Origin of the sequence: Methylobacterium carpenticola, assembly GCF_042748905.1 — a bacterium.
Taxonomy (GTDB): Bacteria; Pseudomonadota; Alphaproteobacteria; order Rhizobiales; family Beijerinckiaceae; genus Methylobacterium; species Methylobacterium carpenticola.
Genome location: NZ_JBHZEO010000001.1, coordinates 6,237,801 through 6,260,368, shown reverse-complemented (window position 1 = coordinate 6,260,368; position 22,568 = coordinate 6,237,801). Strand labels below are relative to the sequence as shown.

13 protein-coding genes are annotated in these 22,568 nt (G+C 71.5%); 6 read left to right on the top strand and 7 right to left on the bottom strand.

Annotation, left to right across the window (positions count from 1 at the left end):
• Window positions 1–63 precede the first annotated feature (63 nt).
• Window positions 64–1,584 carry an aldehyde dehydrogenase gene (gene adh, locus ACE101_RS28945; RefSeq protein ID WP_379137279.1) on the bottom strand — a complete coding sequence of 507 codons (1,521 nt, stop codon included), beginning with the start codon at window positions 1,582–1,584 and terminating at the stop codon, window positions 64–66.
• Between the two features lie 270 nt (window positions 1,585–1,854).
• Here adh and ACE101_RS28940 point away from each other — a divergent pair, with 270 nt between their 5' ends.
• Entirely contained in the window at window positions 1,855–3,720 is a 1,866-nt protein-coding gene (locus ACE101_RS28940) for a sigma-54-dependent Fis family transcriptional regulator (protein WP_379137277.1), read from the top strand.
• Window positions 3,721–3,855: 135 nt separating this feature from the next.
• Here the strand turns inward: ACE101_RS28940 and ACE101_RS28935 are convergent, their stop codons facing one another.
• The 6 genes from ACE101_RS28935 to ACE101_RS28910 form a co-directional block, all read right to left on the bottom strand.
• Window positions 3,856–4,404: an RBBP9/YdeN family alpha/beta hydrolase gene (locus tag ACE101_RS28935; RefSeq protein ID WP_379137275.1), complete on the bottom strand. Its 549-nt coding sequence runs from the start codon at window positions 4,402–4,404 to the stop codon at window positions 3,856–3,858.
• A gap of 45 nt (window positions 4,405–4,449) precedes the next feature.
• Entirely contained in the window at window positions 4,450–5,520 is a 1,071-nt protein-coding gene (locus ACE101_RS28930; RefSeq protein WP_379137272.1) for an apurinic/apyrimidinic endonuclease family protein, read from the bottom strand.
• A gap of 328 nt (window positions 5,521–5,848) precedes the next feature.
• Complete coding sequence (locus ACE101_RS28925) at window positions 5,849–6,616, bottom strand: hypothetical protein (protein ID WP_379137271.1); 768 nt, start codon at window positions 6,614–6,616, stop codon at window positions 5,849–5,851.
• A 97-nt stretch (window positions 6,617–6,713) separates the two neighbouring features.
• Window positions 6,714–7,115: a DUF3618 domain-containing protein gene (locus ACE101_RS28920; protein ID WP_379137268.1), complete on the bottom strand. Its 402-nt coding sequence runs from the start codon at window positions 7,113–7,115 to the stop codon at window positions 6,714–6,716.
• Window positions 7,112–7,507: a phage holin family protein gene (locus tag ACE101_RS28915; protein ID WP_379137265.1), complete on the bottom strand. Its 396-nt coding sequence runs from the start codon at window positions 7,505–7,507 to the stop codon at window positions 7,112–7,114. Before ACE101_RS28915 ends, ACE101_RS28920 begins: the two co-directional genes overlap by 4 nt.
• 12 nt (window positions 7,508–7,519) lie before the next feature.
• Window positions 7,520–8,044 carry a hypothetical protein gene (locus ACE101_RS28910; protein ID WP_379137263.1) on the bottom strand — a complete coding sequence of 175 codons (525 nt, stop codon included), beginning with the start codon at window positions 8,042–8,044 and terminating at the stop codon, window positions 7,520–7,522.
• 330 nt (window positions 8,045–8,374) lie between these two features.
• Here ACE101_RS28910 and ACE101_RS28905 point away from each other — a divergent pair, with 330 nt between their 5' ends.
• The 5 genes from ACE101_RS28905 to ACE101_RS28885 all read left to right on the top strand — a co-directional run bounded on the left by ACE101_RS28905 (window position 8,375) and on the right by ACE101_RS28885 (window position 22,464).
• Window positions 8,375–9,796, top strand: a complete 1,422-nt coding sequence (locus ACE101_RS28905; protein WP_379137260.1) for an alpha,alpha-trehalose-phosphate synthase (UDP-forming) — start codon at window positions 8,375–8,377, stop codon at window positions 9,794–9,796.
• A 74-nt stretch (window positions 9,797–9,870) separates the two neighbouring features.
• Window positions 9,871–11,979, top strand: a complete 2,109-nt coding sequence (gene glgX / locus ACE101_RS28900) for a glycogen debranching protein GlgX (protein ID WP_379137257.1) — start codon at window positions 9,871–9,873, stop codon at window positions 11,977–11,979.
• 163 nt (window positions 11,980–12,142) lie between these two features.
• Window positions 12,143–13,960 (top strand): malto-oligosyltrehalose trehalohydrolase, encoded by a 1,818-nt coding sequence (gene treZ / locus ACE101_RS28895; RefSeq protein WP_379137254.1) that lies wholly within the window; start codon window positions 12,143–12,145, stop codon window positions 13,958–13,960.
• Entirely contained in the window at window positions 13,960–18,867 is a 4,908-nt protein-coding gene (locus tag ACE101_RS28890) for a malto-oligosyltrehalose synthase (RefSeq protein WP_379139016.1), read from the top strand. The genes treZ and ACE101_RS28890 overlap by 1 nt, the downstream gene beginning before the upstream one ends.
• A 228-nt stretch (window positions 18,868–19,095) precedes the next feature.
• Window positions 19,096–22,464, top strand: a complete 3,369-nt coding sequence (locus tag ACE101_RS28885; protein WP_379137251.1) for a maltotransferase domain-containing protein — start codon at window positions 19,096–19,098, stop codon at window positions 22,462–22,464.
• The last annotated feature ends 104 nt before the right edge of the window (window positions 22,465–22,568 follow it).

The window sequence follows — 22,568 nt, the reverse complement described above, 5'->3', positions numbered from 1 at the left end:
GGCCGGCCGGGCGGTGCGTGCGCGAGCCCGCCGGCGCGTCGCCGGCGGGACCTGTCCGGGCGCTCAGAAGAAGCCGAGCGCCTTCGGCGAGTAGCTGACCAGCATGTTCTTGGTCTGCTGGTAGTGGTCGAGCATCATCTTGTGGGTCTCGCGTCCGATGCCGGACTGCTTGTAGCCGCCGAAGGCCGCGTGGGCCGGGTAGGCGTGGTAGCAGTTCGTCCAGACGCGGCCGGCCTGGATCGCCCGGCCGAAGCGGTAGGCGCGGGTGATGTCGCGGGTCCACACGCCGGCGCCGAGGCCGTAGAGCGTGTCGTTGGCGATGGCGAGCGCCTCCTCGTCGTCCTTGAAGGTGGTCACCGACAGGACCGGCCCGAAGATCTCCTCCTGGAAGATCCGCATGCGGTTGTGGCCGCGGAACACGGTCGGCTTCACGTAGAAGCCCTCCGCGAACTCGCCCTCCAGGGTGTTGCGCTCGCCGCCCGTGAGGAGCTGCGCGCCCTCCTGCTTGCCGATGTCGATGTAGGAGAGGATCTTCTCCAGCTGCTCGCCCGAGGCCTGGGCGCCGATCATCGTGGTGGGGTCGAGGGGCGAGCCCTGCTTGATCGCGTTCACGCGGGCGACCGCCTTCTCCATGAAGCGGTCGTAGATCGACTCATGCACCAGCGCGCGGCTGGGGCAGGTGCAGACCTCGCCCTGGTTGAGGGCGAACATCGTGAAGCCTTCGAGCGCCTTGTCGAGGAAGGCGTCGTCCTCCGCCATCACGTCCTTGAAGAAGATGTTCGGCGACTTGCCGCCCAGCTCCAGGGTCACCGGGATCAGGTTCTGGCTGGCATACTGCATGATCAGCCGGCCGGTGGTGGTCTCGCCCGTGAAGGCGATCTTGGCGATGCGCGGCGAGGAGGCGAGCGGCTTGCCGGCCTCCAGGCCGAAGCCGTTGACGATGTTGAGCACGCCCGCCGGCAGCAGGTCGCCCACGATCTCGGCCAGCACCAGCACGGAGGCCGGGGTCTGCTCGGCGGGCTTGAGCACCACGCAGTTGCCGGCGGCGAGCGCGGGCGCGAGCTTCCACACCGCCATCAGGATCGGGAAGTTCCACGGGATGATCTGGCCGACCACGCCGAGCGGCTCGTGGAAGTGATAGGCGACGGTGTCGTGATCGACCTCCGAGATCGAGCCTTCCTGCGAGCGGATGCAGCCCGCGAAGTAGCGGAAATGATCGATGGCGAGCGGGATGTCGGCATGCGTGGTCTCGCGGATCGGCTTGCCGTTGTCCCAGGTCTCGGCAAGCGCGAGGAGATCGAGATTCTCCTCCATGCGGTCGGCCATCTTGTTGAGGATGCGGGCGCGCTCGGCCGGCGCGGTGCGGCCCCAGGCCTCCTTGGCGGCGTGCGCGGCGTCGAGCGCGCGCTCGATGTCCTGCGCGTCCGAGCGGGCCACCTCGCAGATCACCCGGCCGGTGAGCGGCGAGGTGTTCTCGAAGTAGCGCCCGCTCGCGGGGGCGACCCACTGGCCGCCGATGAAGTTGTCGTAGCGCGCGGAGAACGGCGAGGCAGTCTTGCCGTGCAGGAATTCGGGCTTGTTCATCGTGTCCCTCCCAGGGCCGTCGCCACGGTCTTCTCGGCCGCGGCGACCCGCCCACCGATGAGCAGCCGCCGTGCCAGCGGGCGGGCAACCGCGTCGAGCATTGATGTTGCGCCGCGGTAAGTCTTTGAGACTGCTTCCAGCAGGCGAGATCTGCGCGACGGGGACGAAAGCATGCGACGATGCTTCTCGCGGCTCGAGCCGGATTTTCCTCGACTGATCCTGCGACAGCTGCAACAGCTGTCGCAGCATGCGACAGACGGGAGGCTGAGCATGGAGAGCCGCGTGGCGACGCCCCGCACGCTCCTGGCGGCGCGCCAGCGCGTCTTCGCGGCGGGTGGGGTCGAGGGCGTGCCGGAGCCGATCCTGCGCTCCTGGCAGCGCTGCGCGGCGCTCGGCCTCGATTTCGGCACGCGGCCGCGGGTCGAGCCGCTCTCCGCGCGCGAACTCCGCGAGGCCTGCGAGCGCAACGAGGCCCTGCGCCGCCGCTGCCGCCCGGAGATCGAGGCGCTCCACGCCGATGCGCAGGCCACCGACAGCATCGTGGTCCTGAGCGATGCGGACGGGCTGGTGCTCGACACGCTCGGCAGCAACGCCTTCGCGGGCAAGGCCGCGCAGGTGGCCCTGCGGCCCGGCGTGCCCTGGAGCGAGGCGGTGACGGGCACCAACGCGGTCGGCACCGCGCTGATCGAGCGCCGGCCGGTCGAGGTGCGGGGCGCCGAGCATTATTTCGAGCCGCACCGGATCCTGAGCTGCGCTGCGATGCCGATCCTCGGCATGCGCGGCGAGACCCTCGGCGCCCTCGATCTTTCGGGGCCGGCCGCGGTGCATCACATGCACGCCCTCGGGCTGATCCGGCTCGCCGTCGACGCGATCGAGCACCGGCAGTTCGAGGAGCTGGGCCGGGACCACGCGATCCTGCGGCTCCATGCCGATCGGGCCCTGCTCGGCACGCCCCGCGAGGGGGTGCTGGTCTTCGCCGAGCGCCGCCTCGTCGGCGCCAACCGCGCCGCCCTGTCGCTGCTCGGGCTCGACTGGGCCGCCCTCGACCGGGCCGGGTTCGAGAGCCTGTTCCCCGACCTGCGGGCCTGGGAGCCGGGCCGCCTGAACCTGCGCGACGGGAATGGCCGTGCCCTGCACGGCGATTTCCAGCCCGAGCCGGCCCGGCCGCGGAGCCGGTCCGCACCGGCCCTGCCGGCCGCCGACGCGCCGGTGTTCGATCCGGGCACCGAGGGGCTGCTCGCCCGCGCCGTGCGCCTGCTCGATGCCAACATACCGGTGGTGGTGGAGGGCGAGACCGGCACCGGCAAGGAGGTGTTCTCGCGCGCCGCCCATGCCCGCTCGGCCCGGGCGCAAGCGCCCTTCGTGGCCGTGAACTGCGCCTCCCTGCCCGAGAGCCTGATCGAGGCGGAGCTGTTCGGCTACGAGCCCGGGGCCTTCACGGGCGCCGCCAAGCACGGCGCCAAGGGTCTGCTGCGGCAGGCCGATGGCGGCCTGCTGTTCCTCGACGAGATCGGCGACATGCCGCTCTCCCTGCAATCGCGGCTGCTGCGGGCCCTGCAGGAGCGCGAGGTGCAGCCGGTCGGCGGCGGGCGCCCCGTGCCGGTCGATTTCACGCTCATCTGCGCGACCCACCGCGACCTCGGCCGGCTGGTGGAGGAGGGGCGCTTCCGGGCCGATCTCTTCTACCGCATCGCCCCCTACCGGGTGACGTTGCCGCCGCTGCGCGACCGCAGCGACCGCGCCGCCCTGGTCGGGGCGCTGTGGGAGCGGCTCGGCGGCGCCCGGCAGGGCATCGCCCTGGCCCCGGCCTGCGCGGCGGTCCTGGCGGAGGCCGAGTGGCCGGGCAATTTCCGCCAGCTCGTCGGCACCCTGCGGGCCCTGCTGGCCCTGGCCGATCCGGGCGACGTCGTCGGGATCGATGCCCTGCCGGAGCCGATCCGGAAGCGGCAGCCCGCCGCGCTGCCGGAGCCCGCGCCGCGGCCCCAGGCAGAGCCCGGCCACCGGCTCGATAGCATCGCGCGCGAAGCGATGCGGGCCGCGCTCGATGCCGCGGGCGGCAACGTCTCGGAGGCCGCCCGCCGGCTCGGCATCAGCCGCAGCACGCTCTACCGGCGTTGCCTGTCGGAGCGGCTCTGAGCGAGAGCGATCATCAACCCGGGACTGCGAGCGCGGGGAACCCCTCTCCCGAGTGGGAGAGGCGCTCCATGGTTTCCGCGGACAGGCCTGCGAGACGCGAGGATGCAGGACCGGGATTCCCGTCCTCCCCCGGGATCAGAGCGGTTTCAGGAACCCGGCGAACCGCATCAGCCCCTCGGGCCAGGGTCCGTGACCGCTCTCGCTGTTGAGATGGCCCGATTCCCCGGCATCGACGATCTCCGCGCCCCAGGCTGCCGCGAAGTCTTCGGACCGCCCGTAATTCGTCCAGGGATCGGCGCGGCTCGCCACCAGCACGCTCGGGAAGGGCAGGGGATCCCGCGGAATCGGCGCGAAGGCGTGCAGCAGGGCCGGCGTATCCGGACGCTCGATGTCGGGCAGCGCCACCAGGAAGGCCCCCCGCGTCGCACCCGGGGGCAGGTAGGGCGCGGCCTGGACCGCCGAGACCACGCCGAGGCTGTGGGCGACCAGGATGACCGGCCGTTCGGCCGCCTGGACGGCCGCGATCACCGCATCGCGCCAGGGACCGGGCTCCGGATGCTCCCAATCGGGCATCGCGACGCGGCGCGCCGTGGAGAGGCGCTCCTCCCAGCGGCTCTGCCAGTGATCGGGCCCGGAATTGCCGAAGCCCGGGATGACGAGGATGTCGCAATCGGCGGTTCGCATGATGCCCCATCGATACCCCGTGGGCGACGGAGCGTCGAGGCGGCTCTACTCGGCGGCGAGGGCCGGAACCGGGCCGCCGATCTGGCGGGCGATGCCGGTCGAGGCGAGATTCTTCAGCTTGGCCTCGATCTCGAAGTCGCTCCAGGCGAGGTGGCGGGCCACGAGTGCGTTGACCGCCCGGTTCCACATCAGGTCGGAATGGCCGGCGAGGTCGCGTCCGGTGAGCCCGCTCGCGCGCAGGGCCGCGAAGTCGGGCCGCCGGTCCGGATCGTGACCGGGCAGGAACTCCTCGCGCGAGACGCTGATGTGGCTCACCGGGCGCACGCCGCGCCAGGATTCCCGGATGCGGGCGATGCGCGGATCCTCCGGCTCGATGTATTCCCCGCCGCTGTGGATCCAGTGGTGGTGCAGGTCGAGCACCACCGGCACGCGGTCGGCGAGCGTGAGAACGTCGTCGATGCCGAACGAGCCCTCGTCGTTCTCGACCGTGACGAGGTTGCGCGCCGCCTCGCTCACCCGCGGCAGCGTCTCGCGGAAGCCGGCGATCCCCGGATCGCGGGCGCCGACATGGATGTTCACGTGGGCGCCATGCGGGTGCCAGCCGCTCCCGTAGCCCATCATGGCCATGATCTCGGCGTGGTACTCGAGTTCGGCGATGCCGTTCGCGAGGGCGGCCGGGTTGCGGCTCGCCAGGATGCAGAACGGCCCCGGATGCATGCTGAGCCGGACGCCGCCGGCCCGGGCCGCCTCGCCGACCGCGCCGAGCCCCGCCTCGATGGCGCGGCGAAAGTCGGCGTCGGCATAGAGGTCGCGCACCTCGGGATGGGTGTAGCCGGGGAGGATCGAACTCGCGAGGCGCAGCAGCCGCTCCAGTGGCGGCCGGGCCGCGACCCATGCCACCTGGCGCCGCAGCGCCGCGAGGTTGTGACCGACCACCGCGCCCAGCTTCGCGCGGGCGGCGGCCTGATCGAGCCGGCGCAGATGCGCGATCGTCACGCTGGTGACGTTCATCGCCAGCGCCGCCTCCTTGGCGGCCTTCTGGGTCCCATGCCGATCGGGCGCCTCATCGGGGATGAACTTGCAACAGAAGCCGAGGCGGGGGGTCTCATCCGTCATGGGACGATAACGGCACGGGGCGATCGGGGTTCGACCGGATCCGGTGGAGAAAGCGGCTTTCCGAGGGAGATTTTGCCGAGGGAGGTTTTGCCAAGGGCAGTTTTGCCAAGGGCGGTTTTGCCAAGGGAAGTTCTGGGCAGTCCTCGATTTCGAGGTCGCGGCTTCTCCGTTCGTGCTTCCCTAACGGAAGCAGCGCGAGAAAACCCGGTCCCACGCAGGCCTGAGGATTCACATGTCCGGGCGTGAGCAGGCCCTCTCCCCGCTCGCGGGGAGAGGGAGGAAGCGCGCCAAAACCGGCGTCCGTCAGCCGCCGCTCCGGTTCCCGGCCTCAATGCGTCTGGATCGTCGGCCCGCCGGGCCGCGGCGCGGGGGTGTCGGTGTCGCGCTGCTTCAGCTCGTCGGAGGCGGCAGTCGCGGCGGCGGAGGCGGCGTCCTGCGCCTGATCGAGGGCGGTCTCCACGAATTGACGGCCGCGCTCGGTGGCGTCGCGGGCATAGCGCAGGCCCTGGTCGCGCACCTCGTCCGCCCAGGCGCCGACCGCCTGATCCTCGCGACGCGTCCGCGGCAGCAGCGCGCCGAGCAGCATGCCGGCCGCGAGCCCGACGACCCCGACGAGGAGCGGGTTCTCGCCCACGAACTTCTCGACCGCGCTCTGCCCGCGCGAGAATTGCGCGGCGCCGCGGTCGCGCAGGTCCGCGTAGCGGCGCGCGCCGGTCTCGATGGCGTCGTTGGCGAGGTCGCGGGCGCGGTCGATCTGCTCCGAGCCGCCGCTCCGGAAGGTGCCGTAGGTCTGGCTCGCCCGCTCGTGGGCCTGCGCGACCGCGTCGCTCGCGGTGCGCTTGAGCCGCTCGGCGGCGTCGTCCGCCGCCTGGCGGACCTGATCGGCGGCTTCGCCGACCCGCTCGCCCACGCGCGCCGCGACGGTCCCGGCTTGGTCGCTCGCCTGGGCGGCGGCATCCCGCGCATCGTTGGCGGCTTGGCTGGCGGCGGCACGCACGGTGTCGTGGTCCTGATGGAGATTGCGCTCGGGCCCGGTGCCGGGAACGTGGGCGGAGGGGGCGTCGGGAGAGGCGGGCTTCACGGTGTGGTCGGCCATCGCTGAAACATCCTTGAGCTGAAACATCCTCGGTCGGCGGGCTTGCCCGTTGGCGGCTTGCCTGCCGGGGGCTTGCCTGCCGGGGGCTTGGCCCCCGTCAGATCCGGGCGGCCTGCGGACGGGCGACCGCGTCCGCGGCCGGATGATCGGTCGGGCGGTCGGGGTCGTAGACCCGGGCCGCTCCGTCGTTGATCACCGCGACGGCCTCGGCGCTGCGGGCCGCCTCCTCCATGTGCCGGCGCCGCCGCGCATCCTCGGAGACCCGGTGCAGCAGCCAGCCGACCCCGGCCGCGATGAGCATCACCGGCACCGGGTTGCGCCGCACCGCCGCCAGTGCCCCGTCGTAGAGCCCGTTCATCGGCGATTGGCGCACCGTGCCGAGCATCTCGTCGACGATGCTGGCCGGCGACAGACGGTCTTGGATCTGATCGATGGTCCGGTCGAGCCGGGCGCGAGTCTGCTCGATGTCCTGCTCGAGATCCGAGATCGACTGGCTCATCCGGAAACCCTTTCCGAGAGAACACGGGCGTCCTGGCGAACCTGCCGCGTCGTGCGGGTCGGCGTGAGGGTCGAGATCGACATCGCCCGGCTGCCCGCGAAGGCGAGGCCGATCGCGACGACGAGGAACACGCCGCCCACGATGAGCGCGGAGAGCGCCTCGGAATGGACCACCGTCGCCAGCCATTTGACGAGCGCGTCGACCAGCACGAGCAGGGCGACCACCGCGAAGACCGCGGCGCCCACCATCATGCCGAGCCCGAGGAACAGCGTCCTCAGGTTGTTCGACATCTCGGTGCGGAAGAGGGCGATCTCCTTGCGGGCGAGGTCGGTCGTCTCGCGCAGGGCCTCCGCCAGGAGGCCCTGAATACTGCCGTTGCCGAGTTCGGCCATCGCTGCCTCTCCTCAGAGCGGGGTGCTGCGTGGGACGGGCCGGCGCTCGGCCTCGAACGCCTCGCGGCCCGGAATGGCGTGGGCCGGATGGGCCGAGGACTTGATGAAGCGCGCCGCCAGGAAACCCGTCACGAAGGTCGCGATCGCCACCGCCGCCGGCCGCCGCCGGGCCATCGCCTCGACGTCGGTGTAGAATTCCTCGAAGCTGCGCTGCCGGATCGTGTCGGAGAGTTGGTCGAGCCCCTCGGCCGCGCTGTCGAAGAACGCCTTCACGTTCGGCTGCTGATCGAGACCGTTGCCGGATTCGCGGATGGCCCGGGCGAAATCCGCCACCGACTGCGCGGCATCCTCCTTGCGCCGGTCCACGTAACCGGTCACCTGCTCCCGGGCCGCCTCGACGAGGCTGTAGCCGCGCTCCATGGCGACGTCCCCGAGCTGGCGCACGTCGTCGCGCAGCTCCGTCCAATCGGCGGGCTGATCCACGGACGCCCCCGCCCCTCGCGTCTGGTGTTGCCCGTTCTGGTAGCCCGCGCTCATCACTGGAACTCCTTGGATCGGTCAGGGCGCGACGAACAGGCGTCCGGCGCGCTATGCAGTTGAGCGAGTAACCACAGCCGCGTCCCGCGGTTCCGGTCGCCATGCGACGCTCGCACGGAGCGGGTGACGATGCCGCGACGGAGCCGGGGAAGGCGGCCGATTCCTGTGGAGCGGCATCCCGCATCCGGCGGGCCGGAATGCAACCGATAGGTTCGGCAAGGGTTGACCAGGGCCTACGGATCGCGCTTGCTTGCGGCGCGTTCTAGGTTCGTGCCGTGAGGAGGGGACCGGGGTCCGGAACCCTTCCCACCGAGGGAGTCCGTAACCGCCGTGTCACGCCTGATCATCGTCTCGAACCGCGTCGCAGTCCCGGAAGCGGGATCCAAGGCCGTCGCGGCGGGCGGCCTCGCGGTCGCGCTGAAGGAGGCCTTCAACGCGTATCAGGGCCTGTGGTTCGGGTGGAGCGGGAAGATCGCGGATCAGCCGTCCAGCACCCCCACCATCGCCGATCGGGGCCGCGTCCGCTACGCGGTGATGGACCTCTCGCCCCAGGATCACCGCGAGTATTACAGCGGCTTCGCCAACCGGGCCCTCTGGCCGATCATGCATTACCGCCTCGGCCTCGCGGCCTATTCGCGGGCCGATTACGCGGGTTACCAGCGCGTCAACCGCATCTTCGCGCAGGCGCTGGCCGGGCTGATCGAGCCGGGCGACCTGATCTGGGTTCACGACTACCACCTGATCCCGCTCGCCTCAGAGCTGCGCGGTCTCGGCGTCTCCAATCCGATCGGCTATTTCCACCACATCCCCTGGCCCTCGGGAGAGGTGTTCAACACCCTTCCGGCCTCGAACGAGCTGTTGCGGGCGGTGGCCGATTACGACCTGATCGGCCTCCAGACCGAGAGCGACGTCCACAACCTGTCGCGCAACCTCGTCGACGAGCTGCGGGCGATCCCGCTCGGCGGCGGCTCGATCATGGTGGACGGGCGCCGCACCCGCATCCGCAGCTTCCCGATCGGCATCGACGTGGAGGGCTTCCGGCAGGCCGCCGACCGGGCCGGGATGAACCGGACCGTGCGCGACACCGTGGCGGGCCTTCGCACCCGCAAGCTCCTGATCGGCGTCGACCGGCTCGACTACTCGAAGGGCGTGCCGGAGCGCATGGAGGCGGTGGAGCGCTTCTTCGCCTCCAACCCCGATCAGCGCGGCAACGTCGTCTTCCTGCAGATCGCCCCGAAGTCGCGCACCGAGGTGCCCGAGTACGAGCAGCTCGGCCGCGAGGTGAACGAGGTGCTGGGCAACATCAACGGCTCCCTCGGCGAGCCGTCCTGGACGCCGATCCAGTACGTCACCAAGGCCTATCCGCGCGCGGTGCTGGCGGGCCTGTACCGGGCGGCGCGGGTCGGCCTCGTCACGCCGATGCGCGACGGCATGAACCTCGTCGCCAAGGAATACGTGGCGGCGCAGGGCGAGGAGGATCCCGGCGTCCTCGTCCTGTCGAAATTCGCGGGCTCCGCGCGCCAGCTCCCCGAGGCGCTCCTCGTCAACCCCTACGACCGGTTCGAGGTCGCCGAGGCGATCCGGGCCGCCCTCTACATGCCGAAGGCCGAGCGCCTGGAGCGCTGGCGGCCGATGGTCGAGCGCATGGCCCGCGAGGATGTCGATTGGTGGGCCCGCACCTATCTCGCCGAACTCGAAGCCTTCCGGACGATCGAGCGCGAGCCGCCGACCACGGCGGAGGCGGCGCAATAGGTTTCCCGGGACGGCGCGCCGCCGCCCCACGGGCAGGCTTGACCATAGGCCAGCCCCGCGCCGATGAAGGGCGCATGATCGCCCTCGATGACGGCCTGCCGGCCCCCTTCGGCGCCCATTTCGACGGACGCGGGGTCAACTTCGCGCTGTTCTCGGCCCACGCCACCGCCGTGGATCTCTGCCTGTTCGATCCGACCGGGCGGCACCAGACCGACGTGATCCGCCTGCCGCGGCGCACCGACGACGTCTGGCACGGCTATCTCGGCGGCCTGCTGCCGGGGCAGGTCTACGGCTACCGGCTGCACGGGCCGTGGGATCCGGCCCAGGGCCACCGCTTCAACCACCACAAGCTCTCCCTCGACCCCTATGCGCGGGAGATCGTCGGGCGGGTGCGCTGGCACGACGCCGTCTACGCCTACCGCCGCGGGCTGCACCGCGACGACGTGATCGACCGGCGCGACAGCGCCGCGATGGTGCCGAAGGGCGTCGTCACGGCGCCCGAGGCGGTGCTGGCGGACGACCCGCCGATCCGCCGGCCGCTCGTCGACAGCGTGATCTACGAGGCCCACGTCAAGGCGCTCACCCAGGCCCATCCGGGCGTGCCGCTGCCCTGGCGCGGCTCCTACGCGGCGCTCGGCCATCCGGCGATCGTGGAGCACCTCCGGCGCCTCGGCGTCACCGCGATCGAGTTGCTGCCGATCCAGGCCTTCCTCGATGACCGCTTCCTGGTCGACAAGGGCCTGTCCAACTTCTGGGGCTACCAGCCCATCAACTACTTCGCCCCCGAGCCGCGGTATCTCGGCCCTGCCGGCATCCCGGGCCTCAAGGCGGCGATCCGCCAGCTCCACGCGGCGGGGATCGAGGTGCTGATCGACGTCGTCTACAACCACACCGGCGAGGGCGACCGGACGGGTCCGAGCCTGTCCTTCCGCGGCATCGACAACGCCGCCTATTACAAGCTGCGCCCCGAGGATCGCCGCGAGACCCTCGACTTCACCGGCTGCGGCAACACCCTCGACGTCTCCCATCCGCGGGTGATGCAGATGGTGCTCGATTCCCTGCGCCACTGGGTCGAGGTCTACCGGATCGACGGCTTCCGCTTCGATCTCGCATCGAGCCTCGCGCGCACGCCCCACGAGTTCAGCCCGCGGGCGGCCGTGCTGCAGGCCATGCTGCAGGATCCGGTGCTGTCGCGGGTGAAGCTCATCGCCGAGCCCTGGGACGTCGGCATGGGCGGCTACCAGCTCGGCGGCTTCCCGATCGGCTGGAGCGATTGGAACGACCAGTTCCGGGACGCCGCCCGCGGCTTCTGGCGCGGCGACGACGGCCAGCTCCCGCGCCTCACGCAGGGCCTCACCGGCTCGCGGGAGATCTTCGCGCCCTCGGGCCGCGGGCCGGGAGCCAGCGTCAACTTCATCACCTCGCACGACGGCTACACGCTCGCGGACGTGGTCTCCTACGAGCACAAGCACAACGAGGCGAACGGCGAGGGCAACCGCGACGGCCACGGCCACAACGTCTCCTGCAATTACGGCGTCGAGGGGCCGACCGACGATCCTCACATCCTGTCCCTGCGCGCGCGCCAGAAGCGCAACCTGCTCGCCACGATCGTGCTGGCGCAGGGCGTGCCGATGCTGCTGATGGGCGACGAGCGCTCGCGCAGCCAGGGCGGCAACAACAACGCCTATTGCCAGGACAACCCGATCTCCTGGGTCGATTGGGAGAATGACGGGGGCGACCCCGCGCTCGCCGGCTTCCTCTCGAACTTGCTGGCGCTGCGCCGCGAGCACCGGGCGCTGCGCCGCCGCAAGTTCCTCACCGGCGAGACCGTGACGCCCGCCGGCCTGAAGGACGTGCACTGGCTCTCCCCCTGCGGGCAGGAGATGGACGAGGCCGCCTGGGCGGATGGCAGCCGGCGCAGCTTCGGCATGCAGGTCGGCAACGACGCGCCGGACGGCAAGCGCCTGCTCCTCCTCGCCAACGCGGCCCCGGACCCGGTGACCTTCCACCTCGCCCGGGTGATCGGCGGTCCCTGGACGCCGCTCTTCGACACCTCGGTCCCGGACGGACGGCCCCACGGTCACGAATCCCTGCGCACGGGCGCCAGCGTGACCCTGCCGGGGCGCGCCCTCCTCGTGCTCGGGCGAACCATGGCGCGGCCCGCGAAATCTACCGGGGCGTAAGCGGAGCCGGTTGTCCCGGCGCAACACCGCCTTACCTCGCCATCCGGGACCGGAGGACGCGCGGAACCGGGCGAAGCTCGGCGGATTGCCCCCGAGGGAAGCCGGTTTTCCCGGGGAGTGCTCCACGCGGCCTCCCGCACCCCAATGAAGGATGGTGGTTCCGATGCGGCGCGCCCACAGCATGCCTTTCGGCGCACAGGTCGAACCGGAGGGCGTGCGCTTCGCGCTCTGGGCGCCGACTGCGCGCGACGTCGCTCTCGTTCTCGACGGCACCGAGCATCCCATGCCGGAGGCCGGCGAGGGCTGGCGGCGCCTGACGCGCGCCGAGGCGCGGCCCGGATCGCGCTACGGCTTCCGCATCGACGGCAACCTCGTCGTGCCCGACCCCGCGTCCCGCTTCCAGCCCGAGGACGTCTCGGGCCTGAGCGAGGTGATCGACCCGAGCGCCTTCCCCTGGAGCGACGGCTCCTGGCGCGGGCGCCCCTGGGAGGAGGCGGTGATCTACGAGGCCCATGTCGGCACCGCGACGCCGGAGGGCACCTATGCGGGCCTCGCCGCCAAGCTGGAGGAGCTGCGCGACCTCGGCGTCACCGCGATCGAGCTTCTGCCGCTCGCCGATTTCAAGGGCAGCCGCAACTGGGGCTACGACGGGGTGCTGCCCTACGCGCCGGACTCGGCCTACGGCACGCCCGACGACCTCAAGCGGCTGATCGACCACGCCCACGCGCTCGGGCTGATGGTCTTCATCGACGTGGTCTACAACCATTTCGGCCCGGCCGGAAACTATCTGCACGCCTACGCCAAGACCTTCTTCACCGAGCGCCACCAGACGCCCTGGGGCGCGGGCATCAATTTCGACGGCCAGGAGAGCGGGCGGGTGGTGCGGGACTTCTTCCTGCACAACGCCCTCTACTGGCTCGAGGAGTTCCACGTGGACGGCCTGCGCTTCGACGCCGTCCACGCCATCCTCGACGATTCCGAGACGCATTTCCTCGCCGAGCTGTCGGCCCGCATCCGCGCCGCGACCCCGGGCCGCGAGGTCCACCTGATCCTCGAGAACGAGGCGAACCAAGCCCGCTGGCTGGAACGCGGGGAGGGCGGCCGGGCGGCTGGCCACAGCGCCCAATGGGCCGACGACCTGCATCACGGCTGGCACGTGCTGCTGACCGGCGAGGATGCGGGCTATTACGAGAGCTTCGCCGACAAGCCGGTGGCGCATCTCGCCCGCAGCCTCGCGGAGGGCTTCGCCTATCAGGGCGAGCCGTTCCCCACCCTCGACAATCACCCGCGCGGCGAGCCTTCCGGCCACCTGCCGCCCTCCGCCTTCGTCACCTTCCTGCAGAACCACGATCAGGTCGGCAACCGGGCCATGGGCGAGCGGCTGAGCCACCTCGCCGACCCGCAGCGCCTCGCCCTGGCGCGGGCTGGCTGGCTGCTCGCCCCCCAGATTCCGATGCTGTGGATGGGCGAGGAATGGTCGGCCTCGGCGCCCTTCCTGTTCTTCGTGGATTTCGCCCCCGACGAGGAGCTGAACCGGGCGGTGCGCGAGGGGCGGCGGCGGGAGTTCCGCAGCTTCGCGGCCTTCTCGGACGAGGAGAAGGCGAAGACCATCCCGGACCCGACCGCGGAGGAGACCTTCCGGCGCTCGACGCTCGATTGGGCGGAGCGGACGCGCCCGCCCCACCGGGCGGTGCTGGAGGACACGACGGCGCTCCTGGCCCTGCGCCGGGCGGAGATCGTGCCGCTCACCAAGTCCGAATGGCTCGGCGGCGCCTTCACCCTGCCGAATCCGGAGGCGCTCGACGTGACGTGGCGCTTCCGGGACGGGCGCCTGCGCTTCGTCGCCAATTTCGGCGCCGATCTCACCCTGCCGCTTCCCCCGGGCCGCGTGATCTGGATCTCGCCGGCTGCGCGCTCCCAGGGGGAGGGCGACATCATCCTGCCCGCCTGGACGGGCCTGTTCGTGAAAGAGGTGGCATGATGGCCGGACCCGAGGATGTCGTCGCGCGGCTGAGCGAGGTCGCGGGCCTCGCCGCCGGCTACACCGACGCCTTCGGGCAGCGGGTCGAGACGCCGCTCGGCGTGCGCGCCGGCGTGCTCGCGGCCCTCGGCCTGCCCTGCGGCACGGGGGAGGAGGCGCGCGCGAGCCTCGCCAAGGTCGAGGCTCTTCGGCACGGGCTGGTGCCGCCGCTGGTGCCGGTGGAGGCGCGCCGCGCCTCCCGCATCCCGGTGCGGGCGCGGGGCGGCGGCACGCTGAACTGGCGCCTCGTCGACGAGCGCGGCAGCGCCCGCGACGGCCGCGCCCTGGTGACGCCGGGCGACGACAGCCCGGCCTTCGACCTGCCGCCGCTGACGCCGGGCTATCACCGCCTCACCGTCACGCTGGGCGGGAGCCGCGCCGAGGCGACGGTGATCGCGGCCCCGCAGCGCTGCTGGCGCCCACGGGCGCTGGGCGAGGAGGGCGCGCGGGACTGGGGCCTCGCCGCGCAGCTCTACGGGCTGCGCTCGGCCGGCAATATCGGCATCGGCACCTACGCGGATGCGGGGCAGGCGGCGCGGGATGCGGGCGCGCGCGGCGCGGCCTTCCTGGGCCTCAGCCCGGTCCATGCCCTGTTCCCGAGCGACCGCCACAAGGTCTCGCCCTACTCGCCCTCCTCGCGCCTCTTCCTCGAGACGCTCTACATCGACCCGGCCGCGCTGCCGGGCTTCGCCGGCAGCCGGGCGGCGGCGCTCCTCGCGGAGATGCGCCCGCAGATCGAGCGCCTGCGCGACGCGGCTCTGGTCGATCACGCGGGCGTCTGGGAGGTGCTGAGCCCGGTGCTCGACGCCCTCTGGCAGGAGTCCCGCGCCAGGGCCGGGCAGGACACCGCCTTCCTCGCCTTCCGGGCGGCGGGCGGCGAGAACCTGGAGGCGCACGCGACCTTCGACGCGCTCTCCGAGCATTTCCGCCGCCAGGGGGCGCACTGGCTCGGCGAGTGGCCGGAGGGCTACCGCCGCAGCGGCACGCCGGAGGTGCGCGCCTTCGCGGCCGAGAACCCGGAGCGCGTCGCCTTCTACGCGTGGCTCCAGTTCATCGCCGACCGGCAGCTCGCGGAGGCGGCCGCCTCCGCGCACGGCGCCGGCATGCGGCTCGGCCTCTACCGCGACCTCGCGGTGGGCGCCGACGGGGGCGGGTCCGAGGTCTGGTCGCACCCCGAGCGCTTCGCCACCGGCCTCTCGATCGGCGCGCCGCCCGATCTCCTCGCCCCGAACGGCCAGGATTGGGGCCTGCCGCCCTTCGATCCGCTGGAATTGGAGATCAACGGGCTCGCGGCCTTCCGGGCGCTCGTGCAGGCCAACATGCGCCACGCGGGCGCCATCCGCATCGACCACGCCTTCCAGCTCGCGCGGCTCTACCTGATCCCGATGGGGCAGGGGGCGAAGGCCGGCGCCTACGTGGCGATGCCCTTCGAGCCGATGCTCGCCGTGCTGCGGCTGGAGAGCCACCGCTCCAAGTGCCTCGTCATCGCGGAGGATCTCGGCACCGCGCCCGAGGGCTTCTCCGATGCGCTGATGCAGGCCGGCATCCTGAGCTACCGCATCCTCGCCTTCGAGCGCGGCGAGGGCGGCTCGTTCAAGAGCCCGAAATCCTATCCTCGCGACGCGCTCTGCGCGATCACCACCCACGACCTGCCGACCTTCGTCGGCTGGTGGCGAGGGGTTGACACGGATCTGCGCCAGTCGCTCGGCCTCTACGATGCCGAGCGCGCGGAGGGGGAGCGGGCCGAGCGCGTGAACGAGCGCCGCCGCCTCGCCGAAGCCCTGCACCACGAGACCCTGATGCCCGGCGCCGAGCCGCCGGACCAGCCGCCCTTCGACGCCGCCGTGCGCTACCTCGCCCGCGCGCCCTCGGTGCTCACCGCCGTGCAGTACGAGGACGTGCTCGGCGAGGTGAGCCAGGCCAACATGCCGGGCATCGTCGAGGGCTACCCGAACTGGCGCCGCAAGCTCGACCGCGACCTCGACGCCATCGCGGTGCCGGGCGGGCCGCTCGCCAAGCTCGCGGCCTCGCTCGCCTCCGAGGATCGCGGGCCGCGCTCGGGCGCCGCGCGGCTCGCCTCCGAACCGCCGCGGGCGACCTACCGCCTGCAATTCCACAAGGACTTCACCTTCGACCACGCGGCCGGGATCGTTCCCTACCTCGCCAAGCTCGGCATCAGCCACGTCTACGCCTCGCCGATCCACAAGGCCCGGCCCGGCTCGACCCACGGCTACGACATCGTCGACCACCGGGAAATCAACCCCGAACTCGGCGGCGAGGAGGCCTTCATCCGCTTCAGCGACACGCTGAAGGCGCATGGGCTGAAGTTCCTGCTCGACATCGTGCCCAACCACATGGGGGTCGGCGGAGCCGACAATCCCTGGTGGCTCTCGGTCCTCGAATGGGGCCCGCTCTCGCCGGCCTCCGAGGCCTTCGACATCGACTGGGAGCGCCTCGGCGCCCACAACAAGCTGGTGGTTCCCTTCCTGGGCGACCGCTACGGCGAGGCTCTGGAGAAGGGCGACCTCACGCTCGCCTTCGACCCGGCGGAGGGCGGCTTCTCGGTCTGGCACTACGAGCACAAGTTCCCGATCTGCCCCCTGAGCTATCCGATCATCCTCGACCGGGCGCTCGCCGCCCTGCCGGAGGTCGGCGACGACGCCTCCGCCGAGGTGCTGTCGATCTCCGAGCGCCTGCGCCGGATGAGCGAGGAGACCGATCCCGAGCGCCTCGCGGGCTTCCCGTCCGAGGCGGACGGGCTCAAGCAGCGCCTCGCCCGGGCCGCCTCCGGCTCGCCGGCGCTGCGGGAGGCCATCGACCGGGCGGTCGCCCTGGTGAACGGCTTCAAGGGCCACCCGGACAGCTTCGGGGCGCTCCACCGCATCCTGGAGGCGCAATCCTACCGGCTCGCCCATTGGCGGGTCGCGGCGAGCGACATCAACTACCGCCGCTTCTTCGACGTGAACTCCCTCGCCGGCCTGCGGGTCGAGCGGCCGGGCGTGTTCGAGGGCGCGCACGCGATGCTGTTCCGCCACATCCGCGAGGGGCGCATCGACGGCCTGCGCATCGACCACATCGACGGCCTCGCCGATCCGGCGGGCTACGTGCGGGCGCTCCAGGCGGCGGTGGGGCCCGGCTTCTACATCGTGGTGGAGAAGATCCTGGAGCCGGGCGAGAAGCTCCGGCCCTGGCCGGTCGCCGGCACCACCGGCTACGACGTGCTCAACCAGATCGACGGGCTGTTCGTCGACCGGGCGCAGCGCGAGGCGGTGCGCGCCCTCTACGCGGAGGCCACCGGCACCGACGAGCCCTACGGGCTCCTGCTGCGCGCGGTGAAGGCGGAGATCCTGGAGACGAGCTTCGCCAGCGAGCTCGAAGTGCTCACCTCCGACCTCAAGCGCGTGGCCGATGCCGACCGGCGGACCCGCGACTTCTCGGTCAACGCCCTGCGCCAGGCGCTCACCGAGATCGTGGCGCGCTTTCCCGTCTACCGCAGCTACATGCCCCAGGATCTCGACGAGGGCGAGCTGGAGCCGGAGGACGTGCGGCTGATCGAGGGAGCGGTGCGCAAGGCCAAGCGCCATTCGCGCCTGCCCGACCGCTCGGTGCACGACTTCGCCCAGAGCGTGCTCCTCGGGCGCATCGACACCGACAGCCCCGGCCGGCCCTCGCCCGAGATCGTGCGCCGGGTGCGCCGCCGCTTCCAGCAGCTCACCGGCCCGGTCATGGCCAAGAGCCTGGAGGATACCCTGTTCTACCGCTTCGTGGAGCTTCTCGCGCTCAACGAGGTCGGGGGTGATCCGGGCGAGTACGGGCTCACGGCGGAGCATTTCCACGCGCTCCAGGCCGCCCGCGCCCGCGACTGGCCGAACGCGCAGATCACCACCGCCACCCACGACACCAAGCGCGGCGAGGATGCCCGCGCCCGGCTCCTCGCCCTCTCGGCCATGCCCGATCTCTGGCGGGCCGAATGGGCGCGCTGGCGGGAGATCGCGGAACCGCATCTCTCCGAGGTGGAGGGCGAGCCGGCGCCGGACGCCAACGACCAGTGGATGTTCCTCCAGGCGATCCTGGGGGCATGGCCGCTCGAATTGCTGGACGATCTCTCGGACGCCGCCGCGGTCGAGGATTTCCGCAAGCGCCTCGGCACCTACGCGGAGAAGGCCCTGCGCGAGAGCAAGCGCTGGTCGAGCTGGGTCAACGTGGACGAGGCCTACGAGAGCGCGGTGGCCCGGCTCTTCGACGTCCTGATCGCGCCGGATTCGGAATTCCTGCGGGCCTTCCGCCCCTTCGCCCGCCGGCTGGCCGAGGCCGGCATGGTGACGGGCCTCGCCCGCACGGTGCTCAAATGCACCCTGCCGGGCCTGCCCGACACCTACCAGGGCACCGAGTTCTGGGACTTCTCCTTCGTCGATCCCGACAACCGCCGGCCGGTCGACTATGCGGCGCGGGAGCGGGCGCTCACCGAGGACGGGCCGGTGGAGGCGATGCTGGTCGGCTGGCCGGACGGGCGCATCAAGCAGATGGTGCTGGCGCGGCTCCTCGCCGACCGGGCGGCCGAGCCCGCCTTCTACGCGGCGGCCGATTACAATCCGGTCGAGGCGGAGGGGGACGGGGCCGGGCGGATCCTGGCCTTCCTGCGCGCCGACCCCGCGGCCGGCGGCGAACTTCTCGTCGTCGTGCCGCGGCAGAACGCGGACGTGGCCCGCGTCGGCGAGGCCTTCGCCGACACCGCGCTCCCGGTGCCGGAGGGCAGCCGCTGGCGCGATCTCATCACCGGGGAGGAACTCGGGGAGGAGGGCGGGCGTCTTTCGGTCGAACGCCTCTTCCGGAGGCTTCCCGTCGCGGCCCTGCGGCGGGTGACCTGATACCTGAGCGGACGATCCGAGGCCGGATGCCGGAACCCTTCTCGCACCTGTGAGAGGGGAGACGCGCTCGATCTCGGAAAGTCGGCTCGAACCGAAACGTGCGAATCCGCGACTTCACCCCGGGATAGGGGGAGGTCAGGTGCACGTCCGGCCCTACTTCACGGACGCGTCGCGGCCGTCGTGCATACGGCCCATCGCCCAGGACAGGATGCAGGCAGGAACGGTCCGATGAACGCACCCCGCACCAGCACCACGCCCGCCGAGCGCGCCGTGACGCCGTTGCCCGCGACCCTCGCGCCGCCGGCCACCGGGCCGCGCATCTACAACCTCTTTCCCCTGCTGGTCGGGCGTGTGGCGGATTGGGCGGCCGAGCTGCCCCGCATCGCCGCGATGGGGTTCGACTGGGTCTACCTGAACCCCTTCCATCAGACCGGGGGCTCCGGCTCCCTCTACGCGGTCGGCGATCCGGACCGCCTCGACGCGCGCTTCCGCGATCCCGACGGCACCCCGGACGACGAGCAGATCCGGCACTTCGTGGCCGCGGCGACCGGGGCGGGCCTGCGGGTGATGACCGACCTCGTCGTCAACCACGCGGCCAATGACGGGCGGCTGGTGCATGAGCGGCCCGACCTGTTCCTGCGCGAGGCGGACGGCACCCCGGTGAGCCCGGCGGCGGTCGATCCGGACGATCCGACCAAGATCACGGTCTGGGGCGATCTCGCCGAGTTCGACTACCACGCGGAGGGGCCGCGCGCCGCGCTGACCGAGTACTGGGACGGCTACATCGCCCGCCTCCAGGCGCTCGGCGTCGGCGGCTTCCGCTGCGACGCCGCCTACAAGGTTCCGCCGGAGGTCTGGCGCGCGCTGATCGGCCGGGCGAAGGCGCGCGACCACGCCGCCCTCTTCGCCGCCGAGACCCTCGGCTGCACCTTCGAGGAGACGCGGGCGACCGCGGGAGCCGGCTTCGACTACCTGTTCAACAGCTTCGCGTGGTGGGACCTCAAGGCCCCCTGGGCGCTGGAGCAGTACGACCGCCTGCGCACCGTAGCGCCCTCGATCGCCTTCCCGGAGAACCACGACATGGCCCGGCTCGCCGCCGGGGTGACGGGCGGTCCGGAGGCCGTCGCGCAGCGGCTGAAGAGCCGCTACGCGCTCGCCGCCTTCTTCTCGGCCGGCGTGCTGATGCCGATCGGCTACGAATGGGGCTACCGGGAAGCCCTCCACGTGGTGGAGACGAGCCCGGATTCCCGCGAGACCGACAGCGGGATCGACATCTCCGACTACATCGCCGCCGTGAACCGCCTGCGGGCGGAGCTGCCGGCCGCCAATGTCGAGGGGGCGCAGTGGCGGCTCTCGGCCCCGGACGCGCCCTACGTGGCGCTCCTGCGCCTCGATACCGGCCATCCCGGCTCGGCCAACCACGCGGTCATCGTGCTGTTCAATCCGACCGACGCGCCGGTCCCGGTCGATCCGGGCCCGCTCATCGCCGGCACGGGCGGCGAACTCGGCCCCTTCGAGGACCTGACGCCGGACGCGGCCCCGCTGCCCTTCCGGCCCGACCAGTCGGTCGATCTCCAGCCCGGCGCCATCCATATCCTGGCGGCGCGGCGCATCGCGGCCGCCGTGCAGCCGCGGCGGCGCAAGGCCGATCCGAGCTTCGAGGGACGCGTGGTCATCGAGGCGGTGAGCCCCGAGATCGACGGCGGCCGCTCGGCGATCAAGCGCGTGGTCGGCGAGCGCCTGCGCGTCGAGGCGGACATCTTCACGGACGGGCACGACGTCATCAACGCCGCGGTGCTCTCGCGGCTCGCCGGCGAGCGCGAATGGCGCCGCGACCCGATGGTGTTCGTGGACAACGACCGCTGGGGCGGCTCCTTCCCGCTCAACCGCAACGCCCGCTACGAATACACCGTGGAGGCGTGGCGCGACGATTTCTCGACCTGGCTGCGCGGCCTGGAGAAGAAGCGGCTCGCGGGCGTCGACGTCCACCTGGAGACCATCGAGGGCGTGGCCCTGGTCAGGCGCGCCGCCGAACTCGCCGACGGCAGCGACGCCGCGGCCTTGCAGAGCCTCGTCGCCGCCCTCGAAGCCGACGAGCCCGGCTCGAACGCCCAGCGCATGCGCATCATCGAGCACCAGCGCCTGATCCACCGCAATTCCGAGAAGGTGAACCTCTCGCGCTACCCCGTGGTGCTGGAGGTCTTCGCCGACCGCCTCGCGGCCCGCTTCTCCGCGTGGTACGAGATCTTCCCGCGCTCGCAATCGGGCGATCCCAACCGTCACGGCACCTTCGACGACGTGATCGCGCGGCTTCCCGGCATCCGCGAACTCGGTTTCGACGTCCTCTACTTCACGCCGATCCATCCGATCGGCCGGACGAACCGCAAGGGCAAGAACAACTCGCTCAAGGCCCGGGATGGCGATGTCGGCTCGGTCTACGCGGTCGGCTCGGACGAGGGCGGCCACGAGGCGGTGCATCCCGAACTCGGCACGATCGACGATTTCCGCCGGCTGGTGGCGGCAAGCCACGCCTACGGCATGGAGGTCGCCCTCGACTTCGCCATCCAGTGCTCCCCGGACCATCCCTGGATCACGGAGCACCCCGAGTGGTTCGACTGGCGGCCGGACGGCAGCATCAAGTACGCCGAGAACCCGCCGAAGAAGTACGAGGACATCGTCAACGTCGACTTCTACCGGGAGGGCAGCCTGCCCTCGCTCTGGCTGACCCTGCGCGACATCGTGGTCGGCTGGGTCGAACTCGGGGTGCGCATCTTCCGGGTCGACAACCCGCACACCAAGCCGATCCCGTTCTGGGACTGGATGATCCGGGACGTGAACGACCGCTACCCGGACGTCCTCTTCCTGGCGGAAGCCTTCACCCGCCCGAAGATGATGAAGAAGCTCGCCAAGGCCGGCTTCCAGCAGAGCTACACCTACTTCACGTGGCGCAACACCAAGGACGAGCTGGCGAGCTACGCCCTGGAGCTGGCCGGCGAGATGGGCGAATACTACCGGCCGAACTTCTTCGCCAACACGCCGGACATCAACCCGTTCTACCTCCAGACGAGCGGGCGGCCGGGCTTCATCGTGCGCGGCACGCTGGCGGCCACGCTGTCGAGCGTCTACGGCATCTACAACGGTTTCGAACTCTGCGAGGGCACCCCGATCCCCGGCAAGGAGGAGTACCTCGATTCCGAGAAGTACGAGATCAAGGCCTGGGATCACGACCGGCCCGGCAACATCCGCGACCACATCATCAAGCTCAACCGCATCCGGCGGGAGAACCCGGCCCTGTGGGACTTCCGCAACGTGGTGTTCACGCCGGCCTGGAACGACCAGATCATCGCCTACCTGCGGATGACGCCGGCCCGCGACAACGCCGTGTTCGTGATGGTCAATCTCGACCCGAAGAACCGGCAGGAATGCACCTACGAGGTGCCGCTCTGGCAGTTCGGCCTGCCCGACGACGGAGCGGTGGCGGTGGAGGATCTGCTGCTCGGCTACAAGTTCCAGCTGCGCGGCAAGACCCACCGCATCGCCCTCGACCCCGCCGAGCGCTCGGTCGTGATCTGGCGCCTCGGCCGGGTTGCGGTCTGAGGCCGCGCGTGGCAGCACGACCCGCGGCCGGTTCGAGGCGGCCCCGCCCCGGGCCGGTCGCATCCGTCGTTTCCCGAACTCCCTCCCGGCGCACCACGTTCATG